The following is a 17548-nucleotide window of genomic DNA, read 5'->3' on the forward strand; positions in this document are numbered from 1 at the left end:
AATGCTTATCCAAATGATGACACTATCAAAACACCCTATTATTGGATGCTTACGAAACCGATTTTTATACTCTTCAAACCACGTCAGCTTGTCCTTAGTGTGTATACGTTACTGACTTGGTCAGTTCCTCAACCTCAAAACTATGTTTCGAGGAGCCTTCCGCTAACTTCCCAGTCTGATTTTCATTGAATATTAACGATACTTTATCACATAAAGAGGCTGGATGAAAAGTCTTCACAATCAAAAAACGCATCCTATCAAGTTGAGTCCTGATAGGATGCGTTTTTATATTATTGAAATTTTGTTACAGACCGATAAGAGTTCTATCATAATCAATAAATAAAGTGATGGGAAATAAGAATTGCACACCCTGGTTTTGGAATTCAAATCAATTTATAAGAATGTTTTAGAAGCAATATTATCCTATTCCAGATTCAGTTCACTATACAATTGAGTTCTCAAGCAACCTGTTTACATAATGTGTGCATAATTAGGTTCGTGATTCCACTCTTTTTATCTCTAAAAAACCTCGCTTTCGCGAGGCTCTTCTATTTATAAGATAAGGCACGTTTAAATGTTTTCCAAATCCCTAAATCATCTGTTTGAAGGACTAGGCTGGCATACATGCGTCCGATAAATCCTGTTGCTACCACCGCAAAAATCACTGTAATAGCAAGTGAAATCCATGCTTCTACTCCCCCTGCATAGCCATTAATAGTTCTAAATGGCATAAAGAAGGTCGAAATAAAGGGAATATAAGAACCAATCTTCAAGATGAGATTGTCACCAGCTGCACCTAGAGCTGTCACTCCAAAAAAACCACCCATAATCAAAATCATCAAAGGCGACAAGGCTTTTCCTGAGTCCTCAGGACGAGAAACCATAGAACCTAGAAAGGCAGCCAAGACGACGTACATAAAGAGACTGACCAAAATAAAGAACAAGGTATTCAGTGAGATAGCATCTCCCAAGTGATCCAAAATACCAGACTGAGCCAAGAATGGCAAATCTTTAAAGAGTAGAATGGCTGCCAGACCACCTACCACATAAATCCCGATATGCGTTAAAATCACCAGAAACAGAGCCATCATCCGCGCATAGAAATAGTGACTAGCCCTTATGCTAGAAAAGACGACTTCCATAATTTTGGTGCCTTTTTCACTGGCAACTTCCTGAGCTGTTACACCCGCATAGGTAATCAGAATCATATAAAGAAAGAATCCTAAGGCGCCTGCTGCAATTGTTTGAATAAACTTTTTATTTTCCTTGGCTTCATCAATCTTTTCTGTGAATTGAATTGTCTGCGCTAAGCGTTTTTCCTGCTCTTGAGACAAGGAAGCAGTTGAACGATTAAGCTGATTTTGCAGTTCATTGAGTGTATCTGTAACTGCAAATTTAATTCCATTTTCAAGCGACGTTTCGCCATGATAAACTGCCTTCAAGACACTATCCTCTTGGTCAATAGTCAGATAGCCTTTTAATTTTTCATCTTTAATCGCTTCTTTGGCACTTGCTTCGTCTTTGTAGTCAAAATTAACACCATTTACATTCTTCAGTCCTTCTGCTACAGATGGCACTGTTGTCACTACTGCCACTTTATCATTTTTAGCCATTGAAGAGCCTTGGAGATAAGCAATTCCTCCAGAAATTCCTAAAAAGAGGAACGGTGAAATCACCATAAAGAAGAAACTCCACGATTTGACATGTCTAAGATAGGTTTCCTTGATTACAACCCACACATTTCCCATACTTCCACTCCTGATTCTAGTTTAAAGATTTCATCGATAGTTGGCGCTTGTTGGTCAAAGGTTGCGATATATTGCCCTTGAGTCAAGATTGGGAAGAGTTCTCTACCAGCGCTCTCATCCTCCAAAATCAATTTCCAACTGCCTTGTTTGGTCAAGCTCACCTGTTTGACATGAGGAAGATTTTCCAATTCTTCCTTGCTTCGTTCACTTGAAACAAAGAGACGCGTTTTCCCGTATTGATTGCGGACATCCTGAACTGGTCCGTGCAATATCACACGGCCATCTCGGATCATCAGAATATCGTCACAAAGTTCCTCAACATTGGTCATGACATGGTCAGAAAAGATAATGGTTGCTCCGCGCTCTTTTTCCTGAAAAATGACTTGTTTGAGCAATTCTGTATTAACTGGGTCCAATCCACTAAAAGGCTCATCCAAGATAATCAGGTCTGGTTCATGAATCAGAGTAATAATGAGCTGAATCTTCTGCTGATTTCCTTTTGACAGACTCTTGATTTTATCTGTCAGCTTTCCTTTCACTTCCAACCTCTTCATCCATTGAGGGAGTTTTTCTTTGACTTCTTTGGCATCCATGCCTTTTAGAGTCGCCAAGTAGCGGACTTGTTCAAGAACTGTCAATTTAGGCATGAGACTGCGTTCTTCAGGCAGATAACCAATCCGAGCATAGGTCTCCTGACGAATATCCTGACCATCCAGACCGATTTCTCCCTGATATTCTAGGAATTTCAAAATACTATGGAAAATCGTTGTTTTTCCAGAACCATTTTTTCCGACTAGTCCCAAAATACGACCTGGTCGCGCTTGAAAGTCAATACCAAACAAAACTTGCTTGGATCCAAAACTTTTCTCTAGACTTCTTACTTCTAGCATCTTTCACCTCCGAAATTTCTTGCACTCATTATACTCCTTTTTGATAACCTTTACAACGTTTTGTGTCCATTTTTAGAAGACTATTGCTGTGTAAAATATGGCCTGGAGCACTTTTATACTCAATGAAAAGCAAAGAGCAAACTAGGAAGCTAGCCGTAGGCTGCTCAAAGTACAGCTTTGAGGTTGCAGATAAAACTGACGAAGTCAGCTCAAAACACTGTTTTGAGGTTGTGGATAGAACTGACGAAGTCAGTAACTATATCTACGGCAAGGCGAAGCTGACGTGGTTTGAAGAGATTTTCGAAGAGTATTAGTGATAAATCCATTATACAGTAGCAAACTTAATTTATACCTTCCGCTCCTCAACTGTCTATTTTTAATCCTGAATTGTTATTTGAGTAACTCCTTTTTCCTCATAAAGTTTTCTTCCTCTAAAACTTCTGGAAAAAGGCGAATAGTTTCAGACAACATTTTTATAAGAAACAAGTTCATCTGTCATTTCAAGAAGGAGTAATCCTTTATCTACTAATGGACGGAACGGAATTCAACCGCTTGTCTGATGTGTTTTCTAAGGAACATATCTACTATGCACATCCCTATACCTCTTGGGAAAGGGGAACTAATGAGAATCACAACAGGCTCATTCGTAGATGGTTACCTAAGGGAACTAAGAAAACAACTCCCAAAGAAGTCGCATTCATCGAAAATTGGATGAACAACTATCCTAAAAAATGCTTGAACTACAAGTCGCTCAGAGAAAACTTCTTGATGACTAACTTGAACTTGAAATTTAGCAATAATTCATTCACCATCTAACTATATTTAGTAATTATTTCAGAACTGATTAATATTAAAATTAACTAACGATTCAAAGGATTCATACTAGACATAAATTACATCCATCAGATAGAGACTCTTATTATTTTTAGATTTTAGCTTTTCTAGCTTCAGAATACATCTAAACTTTAGAGAAGATGACTATTCGAAAGCTCGAATGCCTCAAAATTATCTCAGATAAGCTATTCGAAACTTAGAATACTTGTAAATTTATGGAATTACAATTATTCTAAACTTAGAATGCATATAACCTTTAGTTGACAGACCTGTTCTAAGTCTCGAAGGGCTATTTACTTTCTATTCCTTATCAAAAAAGACTCATTCCCCCTTTCTCCTCCAAAATATGGTATAGTAGAGTTATACTATCTATGAGGAGTTTACATGTCACAGGATAAACAAATGAAAGCTGTTTCTCCCCTTTTACAACAAGTTATCAATATCTCATCGATTGTCGGTGGGGTTGGGAGTTTGATTTTCTGTATTTGGGCTTATCAGGCTGGGATTTTACAGTCCAAGGAAACCCTCTCTGCCTTTATCCAGCAGGCAGGCATCTGGGGTCCACCTCTCTTTATCTTTTTACAGATTTTACAGACGGTCGTCCCTATCATTCCAGGAGCCTTGACCTCAGTGGCTGGGGTCTTTATCTACGGGCACATCATCGGGACTATCTACAACTATATCGGCATCGTGATTGGCTGTGCCATTATCTTTTATCTGGTGCGCCTATACGGAGCTGCCTTTGTCCAGTCTGTCGTCAGCAAGCGCACCTACGACAAGTACATCGGCTGGCTAGATAAAGGCAATCGTTTTGACCGTTTCTTTATTTTTATGATGATTTGGCCCATTAGCCCAGCTGACTTTCTCTGTATGCTGGCTGCCCTGACCAAGATGAGTTTCAAGCGCTACATGACCATCATCATTCTGACCAAACCTTTACCCTCGTGGTTTATACCTACGGTCTGACCTATATTATTGACTTTTTCTGGCAAATGCTTTGACACGTAAAAAATCCGTTTGGTTTCCCAAGTGGATTTTTAAAGCGTAGATTAACTATAGCTTAATACTAAATATACTTTGGTATGGAAATCATGCATATTTTTCGATAGTAAGGCGAGGACTTACCTAGCCTTTCCGCCGTGATAGAAACACCTGAAATCTAATGGTTTCAGGCATTCGGAAACTTTGAGACATTAGGCTCAAAGTTTAGGTATGGAATTTCGAAGAAAGTCGCTACCGTCCGTAATCACTTAAGGAAAGGCTCAAAAATATTATTTGCAACCACAAAATCCGTTTGGTTTCCCAAGCGGATTTTGTGCTTTATTTTGAAACTTCTTTTGCAAGAACAAAGTTCCCAAGTGTGGCAGAACCATTTCCTGCGACTGCTGGCGTCACGATATAGTCACGCACATCTGGTACTGGTAGGTAACCATTAAGAAGAGATGTAAATTTCTCACAGACACGGTCCAGCATATGTTGTTGAGCCATGACCCCTCCACCAAAGACAATCACGTCTGGGCGGAAAGTCACTGTCGCATTAACCGCAGCTTGAGCGATATAGTAGGCTTGGACATCCCAAACAGGGTTATTGAGTTCAATATTTTCCCCACGAACACCTGTACGAGCTTCCAAACTTGGACCAGCTGCATAGCCTTCCAGACATCCCTTGTGGAAAGGACAAACACCCTTAAACTCTTTTTCAATATCCATTGGGTGTCTAGCAACATAATAATGACCCATTTCAGGGTGACCCACACCACCGATAAACTCACCACGTTGGATAACACCTGCACCGATACCTGTACCGATTGTGTAGTAAACCAAGTTTTCGATACGACCACCAGCATTGTTACGGGCAACCACTTCACCATAAGCAGAGCTGTTTACGTCTGTTGTGAAGTACATTGGCACGTTGAGGGCGCGACGAAGAGCCCCAAGCAAGTCCACATTTGCCCAGTTTGGTTTTGGAGTCGTTGTGATAAAGCCATAAGTTTTTGAGTTTTTATCAATATCAATCGGACCAAATGAACCGACTGCAAGACCAGCAAGATTATCAAATTTCGAGAAGAACTCAATGGTTTTATCTATTGTTTCGATTGGAGTTGTTGTTGGAAATTGTGTTTTTTCTACAACGTTAAAGTTTTCATCACCGACAGCACAGACAAACTTTGTACCGCCCGCTTCCAAGCTTCCATATAATTTTGTCATGATAAACCTCTTGTTTTTATTTTCTTTATTATAGCATATTTCGAAAGTCTAAATTTCTCTATTTTTTAGATTTTCCTCTGTAAATCTTACCATTCAAGCAAAAACGAACAAACATGTCATTTGTTCGTTTTCATTTAGCTAGGAAAGATTAAGCTTTCACTTCGATAAGAGCATCCCCCTTCGCAACTGAACCTGTTGCGACTGGAGCTACTGAAGAGAAGTCAGCTGTGTTTGTAACGATAACCATTGTTGTATCATCAAGACCAGCTGCAGCGATTTTGTTTGAGTCAAATGTTCCAAGAACATCGCCTGCTTTCACCTTGTCACCTTGGGCAACTTTTGCTTCAAAACCGTCACCATTCATAGATACAGTGTCAATACCAACGTGGATCAAGACTTCAGCACCATTAGTTGTTTTCAAACCAAAGGCGTGTCCTGTTGCAAAGGCGATTGAAACTTCAGCATCAGCTGGTGCATAGACCACACCTTGGCTAGGTTTCACAGCGATACCTTGTCCCATAGCTCCACTTGAGAAGACTGGGTCATTGACATCAGCAAGAGCTACAACGTCACCAACGATAGGAGTTACAAGTGTTTCATTTTGAAGAGCTGCTGGAATGTTACCAGTTGTTTCTTCTTGGACCAAACGTTCTGTCGCTACTTCAGTAGCAACTTCTTTTTCATCCTCATAACCAAACATGTAAGTAAGAGCAAAACCAAGTGCAAATGATACGGCTACCATAAGAAGGTATTGGGCAAGTTGTCCGTTACCAACATAAAGCATTGTACCAGGGATGATGGTGATACCACTACCATTACCAGCAAGTCCAAGGATAGAAGCCAATCCACCACCGATTGCACCAGCAATCAATGAGAGGAAGAATGGTTTACGGAAGCGCAAGTTCACCCCGAAGATAGCAGGCTCTGTAATACCGAGGAAGGCAGAAAGAGCAGCTGGGAAAGCAAGTGTTTTCAGTTTTGGATTTTTAGTTTTAACACCAACCGCAACAGTCGCAGCACCTTGAGCTGTCATAGCCGCAGTGATGATAGCGTTGAATGGGTTAGCATGGTCAGCAGCAAGCAATTGCACTTCAAGCAAGTTGAAGATGTGGTGCACACCTGACACGACGATCAATTGGTGAACCCCACCAATCAAGAAACCACCAAGACCAAGTGGCAAGCCAAGAATTGCTTTTGTACCAATAAGGATATAGTTTTCAACAATGTGGAAGACTGGTCCGATGACAAAGAGTCCAAGGATAGACATGACCAAAAGTGTCACAAATGGTGTTACCAAGAGGTCAATGACATCTGGAACGACCTTGCGGACAGCTTTTTCAAATTTTGCTCCGACAACCCCGATGATGAAGGCTGGAAGAACGGAACCTTGCAAACCAACAACAGGGATGAAACCAAAGAAGTTCATAGCCGTTACTTCACCACCTGAAGCGACTACCCAAGCGTTTGGAAGTGAGCCAGAAACAAGCATCATACCAAGAACGATACCAACGGCAGGATTTCCACCGAATACACGGAAGGTTGACCACACAACCAAACCTGGCAAGATGATGAAGGCTGTATCTGTCAAGATTTGTGTGTAAGTTGCAAAGTCTCCTGGAAGTGGCATTTTAAGAGCATTGAAAAGACCACGCACACCCATGAAGAGACCTGTCGCTACGATAACTGGGATGATTGGAACGAAAACGTCACCGAAAGTACGGATAGCACGTTGGAACCAGTTCCCTTGTTTAGCAGCTTCTGCTTTCATGTCATCTTTAGATGATGTTGGTAAACCAAGTGCAACAACTTCATCGTACATTTTGTTTACTGTACCAGTACCAAAGATGATTTGGTATTGACCTGAGTTAAAGAAAGCACCTTGAACTTTTTCCAAGTTCTCAATCACTTCTTTATTGATTTTTCCTTCATCTTTGACCATGACACGAAGACGAGTCGCACAGTGAGCTACACTGTTGACATTTTCACGTCCACCCAAGGCATCGATGACTTTTTTTGCAATTTCCTGATTGTTCATTTGCAAAAATCTCCTTATATAAAATTTTGTTCTTGTTTGAAAGCGATTTTATTCGCCCTACGACTATTATTTTATCATGTTTTAGAAATATGTCAAGCGTTTTGCAGAAAAATATTCTATCCACTTAGTAAGATTGATTGTTTTTGACTGTTTTATCAGGTGTTCCTTAAAAAAATAAGTTTAAAATCTTGCTTAAAAGGGTTTTGTTTCATTATCTTTCATATTTTCGTGAAAATTTGATTGCTTTCCCGCATTTATTTTGTGACAAACGTTTGACAGTTTTTTCTCTTTTTTAACATAAAAGTCTTGCTTTTTTTTACGAAAACGGTTACTATTAAAAGTGATAAGATTTTTGGAGGAATGAAAGAATGGAATGGACTACTGAGCGTCGTTACAGACTTTATCAAGATTGGACGCAAGAAGAAATTCAAAATATTAAGGAAAATATGGCACAATCTCCATGGCATACTCATTACCATGTTGAGCCAAAAACAGGACTTCTCAACGACCCAAATGGCTTTTCTTACTTTGATGGGAAGTGGATTGTTTTTTATCAAAACTTTCCGTTTGGTGCAGCCCATGGTTTAAAATCTTGGGTGCAATTGGAAAGTGAGGACTTGGTTCACTTCACAGAAACTGGTGTCAAAGTTTTACCTGATACTCCATTAGATAGCCACGGTGCCTACTCTGGTTCTGCCATGCAATTTGGCGATAACTTGTTCCTATTTTATACAGGAAATGTTCGTGATAAAAACTGGATTCGTCATCCATACCAGATTGGGGCTTTGATGGACAAGGATGGCAAGATTACAAAGATTGACAAGATTTTGATTGACCAACCAGCAGACTCTACTGACCACTTCCGCGACCCGCAAATTTTTAACTTTAAGGGACAATACTATGCTATCGTCGGTGGACAGGACTTGGAGAAAAAAGGCTTCGTCCGTCTCTACAAGGCTGTAGACAACGACTATACAAACTGGCAAGTCGTTGGCAACCTTGACTTTGCTAACGACCGTACTGCCTACATGATGGAATGTCCAAATCTGGTTTTTGTAGGGGAACAACCTGTCCTTCTCTACTGCCCACAAGGATTGGATAAAGATGTTCTAGACTACGACAATATCTATCCAAATATGTATAAGATTGGGGCTTCCTTTGACCCTGAAAATGCCAAAATGGTAGATGTGTCTCAACTTCAAAACATGGACTATGGTTTCGAAGCCTATGCAACTCAAGCCTTCAACGCTCCTGACGGACGCGCTCTAGCTGTTAGCTGGCTTGGCTTGCCTGATGTTTCATATCCATCTGACCGTTTTGACCACCAAGGAACCTTCTCTTTGGTCAAGGAACTCACTATCAAAGACGGTAAACTATACCAATACCCAGTCACAGCTATCAAGGACCTTCGTGCCTCTGAAGAAGCCTTCTCAAACCGTGCCCAAACTAAGAACGCTTACGAACTTGAACTCAACTTGGAAACTAATAGCCAGAGCGAGATTGTCTTACTTGCTGATCAAGAAGGCAAGGGACTTTCCATCAACTTTGACCTTGTAAATGGTCAAGTAACAGTGGATCGTAGCCAGGCTGGAGAACAGTATGCCCAAGAATTTGGAACTACTCGCTCTTGCCCTATCGACAATCAAGCTACTACTGCTACGATTTTCATCGATAACTCTGTCTTTGAAATTTTCATCAATAAAGGAGAAAAAGTATTTTCTGGTCGTGTCTTCCCACATGCGGACCAAAATGGGATCCTCATCAAATCTGGAAACCCAACTGGAACTTACTATGAATTAGATTATGGTCGCAAAACTAACTGATGTCGCCAAACTTGCAGGCGTCAGCCCTACTACCGTTTCTCGGGTTATCAACAAAAAAGGGTATCTATCTGAAAAAACCATCCAAAAAGTCAATGAAGCCATGAGAGAATTGGGCTATAAACCCAACAACCTGGCTCGTAGTCTGCAAGGAAAATCGGCTAAGTTAATCGGCTTGATTTTCCCCAATATTTCCAACGTTTTCTATGCAGAATTGATTGATAAGCTGGAACACCAACTCTTCAAAAATGGTTACAAGACCATCATCTGCAACAGTGAGCACGATTCTGAAAAGGAACGCGAATACATCGAAATGTTGGAAGCCAATCAGGTGGACGGCATCATTTCTGGTAGTCACAACTTGGGAATCGAAGACTACAATCGTGTGACAGCGCCGATTATTTCCTTTGACCGAAACCTATCGCCAGACATCCCTGTCGTCTCCTCTGACAACTATGCTGGTGGGGTTCTTGCTGCCCAGACCTTGGTTAAGACAGGTGCCCAATCTATCATCATGATTACAGGGAATGACAATTCCAATTCACCAACTGGACTACGCCACGCTGGTTTTGCATCTGTACTCCCCCAAGCTCCTATTATCAATGTTTCCAGTGACTTTTCTCCCGTCAGAAAAGAAATGGAAATCAAGAATATCTTAACTCGACAAGAGCCAGATGCCATCTTTGCTTCAGATGACTTAACTGCTATTCTAGTCATTAAAATTGCTCAAGAACTGGGCATTTCTGTCCCTGAAGAGCTCAAGGTCATCGGCTATGATGGTACTTACTTTATCGAAAATTACTACCCTCAATTGGCTACCATCAAGCAACCTATGGAAGAAATTGCCTGCCTCACTGTTGACCTCCTCTTGCAAAAGATCGAAGGCAAGGAAGTCACCACAACTGGTTACTTTTTGCCAGTTACTCTTTTACCAGGAAAAAGTATTTAAATACAAGAAAACTCAGACCGAATTCGTCTGAGTTTTTATGATCTTAAATTTTCTAGGTAGCGCTGGGCTGTCTCTAGGTTAAAGGTTTTATCTGCGATGAGGCGCTCGACTAGGGGAGCAACTTCGGATTCACTAGCACCTGCGAGAAGTGCCAAAGATTTAGCCTGCAATTTCATGTGGCCTTGCTGAATCCCTGTACTCACCAAGGCTTTGAGGGCCGCAAAATTTTGGGCAAGCCCGATAGACACGATAATCTGGGCTAATTCTTTGGCAGAAGGATTTCCCAATAATTCATGACTGAGAGCTACACGAGGGTTGAGACCAACAGAGCCACCCTTGGTCGCTACAGGCATGGGTAAGGTCATCTCACCGACCAATTCTTCTCTTTCAAGATCCAGCGTCCAGCGACTGAGACCTTGATAGCGCCCGTCTCGACTAGTAAAGGCATGAGCCCCCGCCTCAATGGCACGCCAGTCATTACCAGTGGCAATCAAAATGGCATCAATACCGTTAAAAATCCCTTTATTGTGGGTAGCCGCTCGATAAGGATCAGCTTGCGCAAACTGACTAGCCAAGGCTATCTTCTCTGCAATTTCTCGTCCTTGCTCCTTTTGGCGGATCAAGTAGCGAAAGGCGATGCGACAGCTTGCAGTCACCAGAGAATCAGTTGCGTAGTTGGACAGGATTCCCATGAGACTCTGTCCCTGACTGAGTTCTTCTAAGACTGGTTTCAAGGCTTCCAGCATGGTGTTGAGCATATTGGCACCCATGGCTTCCTGGGTATCGACATGAATATAAACAACGAGAAAGTCTGGTTCGCCTTTTATCTGCTCGACATGCAGATCACGCGCCCCACCTCCACGTTTAACGATAGAAGGATAGGCTTGATTGGCAAGTTCTAGGAGCTCTGCTTTCTTGCTGGCAATCTTCTCTTGCGCTTGTTCAGGGTCAGCAACTTGATAAAGGGCTACCTGTCCAATCATCTGGCGCTCATGAACCTGAGCAGTAAAGCCACCTGCTCGCTTGATGATTTTACTAGCATAGCTGGCCGCAGCAACCACGGACGGTTCTTCTGTCACATAGGGAACTGTGTATTCCTGACCGTTAACGAGAACCTCTGGGACCAGCGAATAAGGCAGAGAAAAAGTTCCCACCACATTCTCACTCAGCTGATCTGCCACAGTTACACTCATCTGTTCATCCTGCTCTAAACTCTCTTGCCTCTCAGGACTAAGGAACGCCTGAGCTTTTAACAGCTCGAGGCGCTCTTGGTATGATTTTTTAGAAAATCCATTCCAACTTATCTTCATTATTTTTCAACCTTGCTATAACGGCGTTGGTGATCAACAATTTCAACCAAGGCAAAATCTTGATTTTCATAGCCAGCAAACTGAGCAGAATTTGTTTCATCTAAGTCTACTTCTTCAAAGAAGACTTTTTCATAGTCTGCAACAGATAAGGCAGTTCGTTGGTTGAGCTTGTTCAAGCGGTCTTTATCCAGATAAGCTTCATAACCTTCAACCAATTCACCGCTGAAGAACTCAGCTACAGCACCACTTCCGTAACTATAAAGGGCGATTTTATCCCCAGCCTTCAAGCTATCTGTATTTTCCAAGAGAGACAGAAGCCCAAGGAAAAGTGAACCTGTGTAGATATTCCCCACCTTTTGACTGTAAAGAATAGACTGGTCAAAATGCTTTTGCAAGAGGTCTTTTTTCTCTTGAGGCAGGCTCTTATCCATGATTTTTTTCAAACCTTTTAAGGCTAATTTAGGATAAGGCAAATGGAAACAAACAGCCGCAAAATCATCCAAAGTAAGCTGGTAGCGTTTTTGATATTCAAGCCAAGTCGTTTTCAAACTATCCAAGTATTGTTGGGTAGAATAAACACCATTTACATAAGGAGTTGTCGAGTAATTTGGACGCCAAAAATCCATGATGTCACGGGTTTGAGCAACATTGTCATTATTAAAGGCCATCATGCGTGGATTTTGTGTAATCAACATGGCCACACTTCCAGCACCCTGAGTGGGTTCTCCTGGAGTTTCAATACCGTACTTGGCAATATCACTGGCAATGACCAAGACCTTGGACTCTGGAGAATTTTCCACATGCAATTTGGCATAATGAAGGGCAGCTGTCGCTCCATAGCAGGCTTCTTTAATCTCGAAACTACGCGCAAAGGGCTGAATACCCAGCAAGCCATGCACAAAGACGGCTGCAGCCTTACTCTGGTCAATTCCTGACTCGGTCGCCACAATGACCATGTCAATTTCTGCTCTTTCTTGCTCAGTTAAAATAAAGTCACTAGCACTGGCCGCCAAGGTCACGATGTCCTCAGTTAAGGGCGCAATACTCAATTCCTCGAGTAAGAGTCCTTTGCTTAATTTTTCAGGGTCAATTCCCCTCGCTTCTGCTAAGTCTTGTAACTTCAAGACATATTGACTGGTCGCAAAACCAATCTTATCAATACCGATTGTCATATTTACCTCTGTTTTATCATTCATGTAAAAAATCGTTCGGTACTATTTTATCACAAATGGCAATAAAAGAGAGAAAAAAGACTTGATTCACCAAATCAAGCCTCTTATTGGTCATAATTTCAAAGAATGATTAGTTGCTAGAGAGTTCACCGATATAAGTAGCTTTATAAGCCCCATTCTCAGTTATCAGTTCCTGGAGGATTAAATTTCCTGAGTAAGTCCTTCCCATCTCATCTACAAATTCTTGATAAAACTGACTGGTCGGAATTTCTCTGACATCCTTATCAAATGTCTTGTCAAGTGTTTTACTAACCTTTTCGGCAATCAACTGATGCTCTTGTAATCCACTTTGAAACTCTGAACCCAAACTAGAAACCATGACTGGGATAAGCAACAAAGTCAGTAGACTTACAGACAATAAGGAAAATAGTGATTTTTTCATGATTTTTCCTCCTTTATATAGAGAGAATAGCATACATAGAAAGCCTTGTCACTATATTTATCTCATTTTTCAGAAAATTCTTTTATTTCTGTAAAGTCTACGATACTCGATGTGTTTTTATATAATGATACAGTCTGAGAATCACTGTTCCGCTAGCCATTCCAATGGAAATGACCAGAGCCAGCATAACAACTAATGTTGCACTTGCCAGCGCTTTATTATAGTCCCCTGTCACAAAAAAGGCAGTTGTCCGATAGGAGAGATAACCCGGAACCAAGGGTGCCAAGATTGCTAAGATAAAGACCACAGCAGGAGTCTTATAAAGAATACTTAAAATCTGGCTGACACAAGAACCTATAATGGCTGCAATAAAAGTAGCCACAATAACATTGGTCGGTTCCTTGAGCAAGAGATAGACTAGCCAGACAGCCATGCCCAAAATTCCTCCTGGTAAGAGCATGGACCGCTGAACATTGAGTACGATTAGAAAGGTAATAATAGCAAGAAGACTTGCTACTGCTTGTAATAAAAAGGTTATTAGTGTCATATTAGTTCATCAATACCAAGGCGACAGAAGTTCCTGCCCCTAAAGCAAGGGTAATGAGCAGGGATTCAAACATCTTGCTCATACCAGAGTTTATGTGGTTGGTCATAATATCACGAACCGCATTGGTCAAGGCAATTCCTGGAACAAACGGCATGACCGCACCAGCTATAATCAAGTCTGCCGTTGAAGGAAAGCCTGTGTAGCGAGCCCAAAACTGGGCAATCATTCCAAAGACGAAGGCCCCAGCAAAGGCTGTCACAAAGGGAATTCGGATAAACTTCTCCACATAGAGGGAAAAGGCAAAACCAAATAAGGTCGCCACTCCTGCCCCAAGTGCGTCGTAGATATTTCCACTAAACATAACCGAAAAGAAAGGAGCACTTAAGGTCGCAGCCAGAGTTACCTGCAACTTAGTATAGGGAAGGGGTTGGGCCTGCAAGGCCGTCAATTGCTTAAAGGCTGTTTCTAAATCAATCTGCCCCCCAACCAGCTGACGAGAAATCTGGTTCACATCGCAGACTTTTTCGATGTTATAAGAAGAGGAGGTCACCCGCTTCATGCGCGAAATATTGGTATTTTCAATAGAGAAAAAGATAGCGGCAGGCATGGCAAGGACATTGCAATCCACAATCCCCTGCGAATGCGCAATCCGAATCATGGTATCTTCTACGCGATGAATCTCTGAACCACTTTTAAGGAGAATAGTCCCCGCTAGCATAATCACATCGATGACGGCATTTAATTCTCTTGATTCTTCCATGCGTTCCTCCTTTTATCAACTCCTTCTATTCTATCACAAATCCGGACTCAAAAAAAATCTTTGCCATGAAATCATGACAAAGATTGATTACTTATCTTGATTATCCATCTGATTTTAAGGAGTAGCTGAACTTGTTTTAGGTTTGTAGATTGAAATCTTGACCCTTGTCTTATTGAGGTCTACCTTTTCACCTGCTCTAGGACTTTGTTCAACAACCATGCCTTCTGCACTACCTGCAGGCGCTTTCGTCACTTCTACAACTTCTATATTGGCTTCCTTAATCCCAACAATTTGAATCAAATTGTTCTTAGTAAACTCCAAGCTGGAACCAATGTAGCTCGGCATGGCAACACTTGTAACTTTTTTAGCTACTGTCAAGACGATTTGAGTAGGTTTACTCAAATCATAAGGGATACCTGCACCTGGACTTTGTTTCATAATCGTTCCTGGTTCGCTTTCGCTGGACTCTTCTTCCTCTATCTTAATCAAATTCTCAGGAACCTTCTTCTGCTTGAGTTCTGAGATGACTTCTGTAGAGTTCCGTCCAATATAGTTCCCTAATTGAATCGTCGTAGCTTTTTTAGCCACTGTCAAGACAATTTGAGTTGCCTTGCTCAAGTCATAGGTCGTACCTTCTGGTAGACTTTGCTTCATGACCGTTCCAGCCTCACTCTCCTTGGACTCTTCTTCCTCAATTTTAATCAAATTATCTGGAACTTTTTTCTCTTTTAATTCCGCAATGACATCAGAGGATTTCCGGCCGACATAATTACTAATTTGGAAGGATTGTTTGCCTGATGAGACAACCAAATTGATTTTCGTTCCTTCTTTTCGACCAGTTCCAGCGCCAGGATCTGTACGGATAATCCGCCCTTCCTCCACCTTTTCACTGGCCTCTGACTTCTCCTCTCCAATCTCAAAATTGGCTTTTTTGAGCGTTTCCTTGGCTTCCGCAACTGTCTGACCTGCCACATCTGGAATAGAAATGGTTGCAGGAGTTCTGGATAGTATCCAAATAAGAGAAGCTGCCACCAATACAAGGCTGGCCAAAAAAATCAGGTAACGCATCTTAAATCTACGTTTTTTCGGTGCTTGTGGTTGGTAAGTTTCCTCTGTCACAGCCTGGCTTGGTTTTTTGATTGGTTTGTGTTCTGTCTGCGCTTGAACCTTAGGAATAGATGTCAAGGTACTCTGGGAAACCTTCGGTAAGGTCTTGGTATCTGCCTTAGTCGCATCGTCAAAGATCAGCTTTGGTTCATTACGACGATTATAAGACAAACTACTAGACAAATCCACATACATCTCAGCAACTGATTTATAGCGATCTGTCAATTTCTTAGCAGTTGCCTTGATAACAACATTCTCCAAAGCCTGGGGCACAGATGGATTCTCAGCAATAACGGACGGCAGGGGTTTTTGGAAATGCTGGAGGGCGATGGTCACTGCACTATCCCCATCATAAGGGATATGGCCTGTCAGCATCTCATAGAAAATGATCCCCATGGCATAGATATCACTTTGTACAGTCGCCTTAGAACCACGCGCCTGCTCTGGTGACAAGTAATGAACGGAGCCCAGCATCGAGTTAGTCTGAGTCAGACTCGTCTCAGCAAAGGCTACTGCAATCCCAAAGTCTGTAACCTTGACAGTCCCATCTGGTGTCAAGAGGATGTTTTGAGGTTTCAAGTCCCTGTGAACAATCCCTCTGGTATGAGCCAAACGCATGGCGAGAAGAATTTGTCCCATGATACGGACGGCTTCTTCATTAGAAAGAGGATAGTGTTCCTTGATATAGCGTTTAAGGTCAAGTCCAGCCACATACTCCATAGCGAGGTACTGTTGACCGTCTTCCTCACCAATATCTGTTATCCGAACGATATGAGGATGGTCTAAATCTGCCATAGCTCTCGCTTCACGCTGAAAACGAGCTACAGCTATCGGGTCCGTCTGGTAGTTAGTCCTCAGAACCTTCACTGCCACTTCTTCCCCGTCTAGAATCAAATCTTTGGCTAAGTAAACATCTGCCATGCCTCCTCGACCAATCTGTTTGACAATCCGATAGCGTCCGGCAAAAATCTTGCCGATTTGGATCATTCTGCATCCTCCTCGTTCATAGAAACAAGGGCAACCGTAATGTTGTCTAAACCTCCTGCATTGTTAGCAAAACGAACAAGTGTCTCCGTTTTATCTGCTAAAGGAATATCACTGGTTACAATATCCCGAATCTCACTGCCTGAAATCATGTTGGTCAAGCCGTCACTATTGAGCAAGAGATAGTCACCTGACTCAAGGATCACTGTCCCAAAATCAGGCTGAATTTCATCTTTTTGCCCAATAGACTGGGTGATAATATTTTTTTGCGGATGAGCTTCTGCCTCTTCTGGTGTCAATTGACCAGCCTTGAGTAATTCATTGACCAAAGAATGGTCGCTCGTCAACTGATGGTATTCTTCTCCACGAATCAAGCCGATACGCGAATCACCAATATGAGCATAGATAGCCTGATTATCGATAATAGCAAGGACTTCCAAAGTAGTTCCCATACCTCTGTAAGCTTCATCCTGACCAAGCTGGTGAATCTTTTGATTTTCAATTTCTAGGTAATGGGCGAACCATTCACGCACTTCATTGACTGTATCGATTTGGGTATCAACCCAAGCTATACCTAGGTCTGTTACCGCCATTTCACTAGCGATATTCCCTGCGCGATGACCTCCCATCCCATCAGCTAAAATAATCATAGTACGTCCAGCTCTATTGACATAGTGGTTGACATAGTCTTGGTTATTTGTCCGTTTCTGACCAACATCTGTTAATAATGAAATTTCCATGT

General features: G+C 41.8%; 14 protein-coding genes and 2 pseudogenes. 5 read left to right on the top strand and 11 right to left on the bottom strand.

What is annotated here, in order from left to right; genetic code table 11:
* Nucleotides 1-548: 548 nt before the first annotated feature.
* Together SPPN_RS08955 and SPPN_RS08960 are read right to left on the bottom strand one after the other, a co-directional pair.
* Nucleotides 549-1748 carry an ABC transporter permease gene (locus SPPN_RS08955; RefSeq protein ID WP_000528826.1) on the bottom strand — a complete coding sequence of 400 codons (1200 nt, stop codon included), beginning with the start codon at nt 1746-1748 and terminating at the stop codon, nt 549-551.
* A complete protein-coding gene (locus SPPN_RS08960; protein WP_000895307.1) occupies nt 1727-2638 on the bottom strand; it encodes an ABC transporter ATP-binding protein in 912 nt (303 codons plus the stop codon). The genes SPPN_RS08955 and SPPN_RS08960 overlap by 22 nt, the downstream gene beginning before the upstream one ends.
* A gap of 122 nt (nt 2639-2760) precedes the next feature.
* On the opposite strand from SPPN_RS08960, the gene SPPN_RS14055 reads away from it, so the two are divergent.
* The 3 genes and pseudogenes from SPPN_RS14055 to SPPN_RS08975 all read left to right on the top strand — a co-directional run bounded on the left by SPPN_RS14055 (nt 2761) and on the right by SPPN_RS08975 (nt 4473).
* Nucleotides 2761-2952: a hypothetical protein gene (locus SPPN_RS14055; RefSeq protein ID WP_000836789.1), complete on the top strand. Its 192-nt coding sequence runs from the start codon at nt 2761-2763 to the stop codon at nt 2950-2952.
* Nucleotides 2953-3169: 217 nt separating this feature from the next.
* Nucleotides 3170-3454: pseudogene (locus SPPN_RS08970) on the top strand (IS30 family transposase); the annotation flags it as partial.
* A gap of 402 nt (nt 3455-3856) precedes the next feature.
* Nucleotides 3857-4473 (top strand): annotated as a pseudogene (locus SPPN_RS08975) (TVP38/TMEM64 family protein).
* Between the two features lie 319 nt (nt 4474-4792).
* On the opposite strand, the gene scrK reads toward SPPN_RS08975, so the two are convergent.
* Nucleotides 4793-5680 (bottom strand): fructokinase ScrK, encoded by an 888-nt coding sequence (gene scrK / locus SPPN_RS08980; protein ID WP_000164308.1) that lies wholly within the window; start codon nt 5678-5680, stop codon nt 4793-4795.
* A gap of 148 nt (nt 5681-5828) precedes the next feature.
* On the bottom strand, nt 5829-7715 hold the full coding sequence (locus SPPN_RS08985; RefSeq protein WP_001064577.1) for a sucrose-specific PTS transporter subunit IIBC: 1887 nt from the start codon (nt 7713-7715) through the stop codon (nt 5829-5831).
* 368 nt (nt 7716-8083) lie between these two features.
* Between SPPN_RS08985 and SPPN_RS08990 the strand changes: the two genes are divergently transcribed.
* Nucleotides 8084-9538: a sucrose-6-phosphate hydrolase gene (locus SPPN_RS08990; protein WP_000455325.1), complete on the top strand. Its 1455-nt coding sequence runs from the start codon at nt 8084-8086 to the stop codon at nt 9536-9538.
* Nucleotides 9519-10484, top strand: coding sequence for a LacI family DNA-binding transcriptional regulator (locus tag SPPN_RS08995; RefSeq protein ID WP_000226012.1), 966 nt, complete (start codon nt 9519-9521; stop codon nt 10482-10484). Before SPPN_RS08990 ends, SPPN_RS08995 begins: the two co-directional genes overlap by 20 nt.
* Before the next feature lie 35 nt (nt 10485-10519).
* Here SPPN_RS08995 and SPPN_RS09000 read toward each other — a convergent pair whose 3' ends face one another.
* The 7 genes from SPPN_RS09000 to SPPN_RS09030 all read right to left on the bottom strand — a co-directional run bounded on the left by SPPN_RS09000 (nt 10520) and on the right by SPPN_RS09030 (nt 17546).
* Nucleotides 10520-11794, bottom strand: a complete 1275-nt coding sequence (locus SPPN_RS09000) for a hydroxymethylglutaryl-CoA reductase, degradative (protein WP_000704368.1) — start codon at nt 11792-11794, stop codon at nt 10520-10522.
* Nucleotides 11794-12966, bottom strand: coding sequence for a hydroxymethylglutaryl-CoA synthase (locus tag SPPN_RS09005; protein WP_000151945.1), 1173 nt, complete (start codon nt 12964-12966; stop codon nt 11794-11796). Before SPPN_RS09005 ends, SPPN_RS09000 begins: the two co-directional genes overlap by 1 nt.
* 130 nt (nt 12967-13096) lie before the next feature.
* Nucleotides 13097-13345, bottom strand: coding sequence for a hypothetical protein (locus SPPN_RS09010; RefSeq protein ID WP_025170610.1), 249 nt, complete (start codon nt 13343-13345; stop codon nt 13097-13099).
* Between the two features lie 160 nt (nt 13346-13505).
* Nucleotides 13506-13955 carry a threonine/serine exporter family protein gene (locus SPPN_RS09015; RefSeq protein WP_000172685.1) on the bottom strand — a complete coding sequence of 150 codons (450 nt, stop codon included), beginning with the start codon at nt 13953-13955 and terminating at the stop codon, nt 13506-13508.
* Nucleotide 13956: 1 nt separating this feature from the next.
* Entirely contained in the window at nt 13957-14715 is a 759-nt protein-coding gene (locus SPPN_RS09020; protein WP_000392948.1) for a threonine/serine exporter family protein, read from the bottom strand.
* Nucleotides 14716-14829: 114 nt separating this feature from the next.
* Nucleotides 14830-16809 carry a serine/threonine-protein kinase StkP gene (gene stkP, locus SPPN_RS09025; RefSeq protein ID WP_000614553.1) on the bottom strand — a complete coding sequence of 660 codons (1980 nt, stop codon included), beginning with the start codon at nt 16807-16809 and terminating at the stop codon, nt 14830-14832.
* Nucleotides 16806-17546, bottom strand: a complete 741-nt coding sequence (locus SPPN_RS09030) for a Stp1/IreP family PP2C-type Ser/Thr phosphatase (RefSeq protein WP_000406237.1) — start codon at nt 17544-17546, stop codon at nt 16806-16808. The genes stkP and SPPN_RS09030 overlap by 4 nt, the downstream gene beginning before the upstream one ends.
* Nucleotides 17547-17548: the final 2 nt, after the last annotated feature.

Source organism: Streptococcus pseudopneumoniae IS7493 (genome assembly GCF_000221985.1).
In the GTDB taxonomy this organism is placed as follows: domain Bacteria; phylum Bacillota; class Bacilli; order Lactobacillales; family Streptococcaceae; genus Streptococcus; species Streptococcus pseudopneumoniae.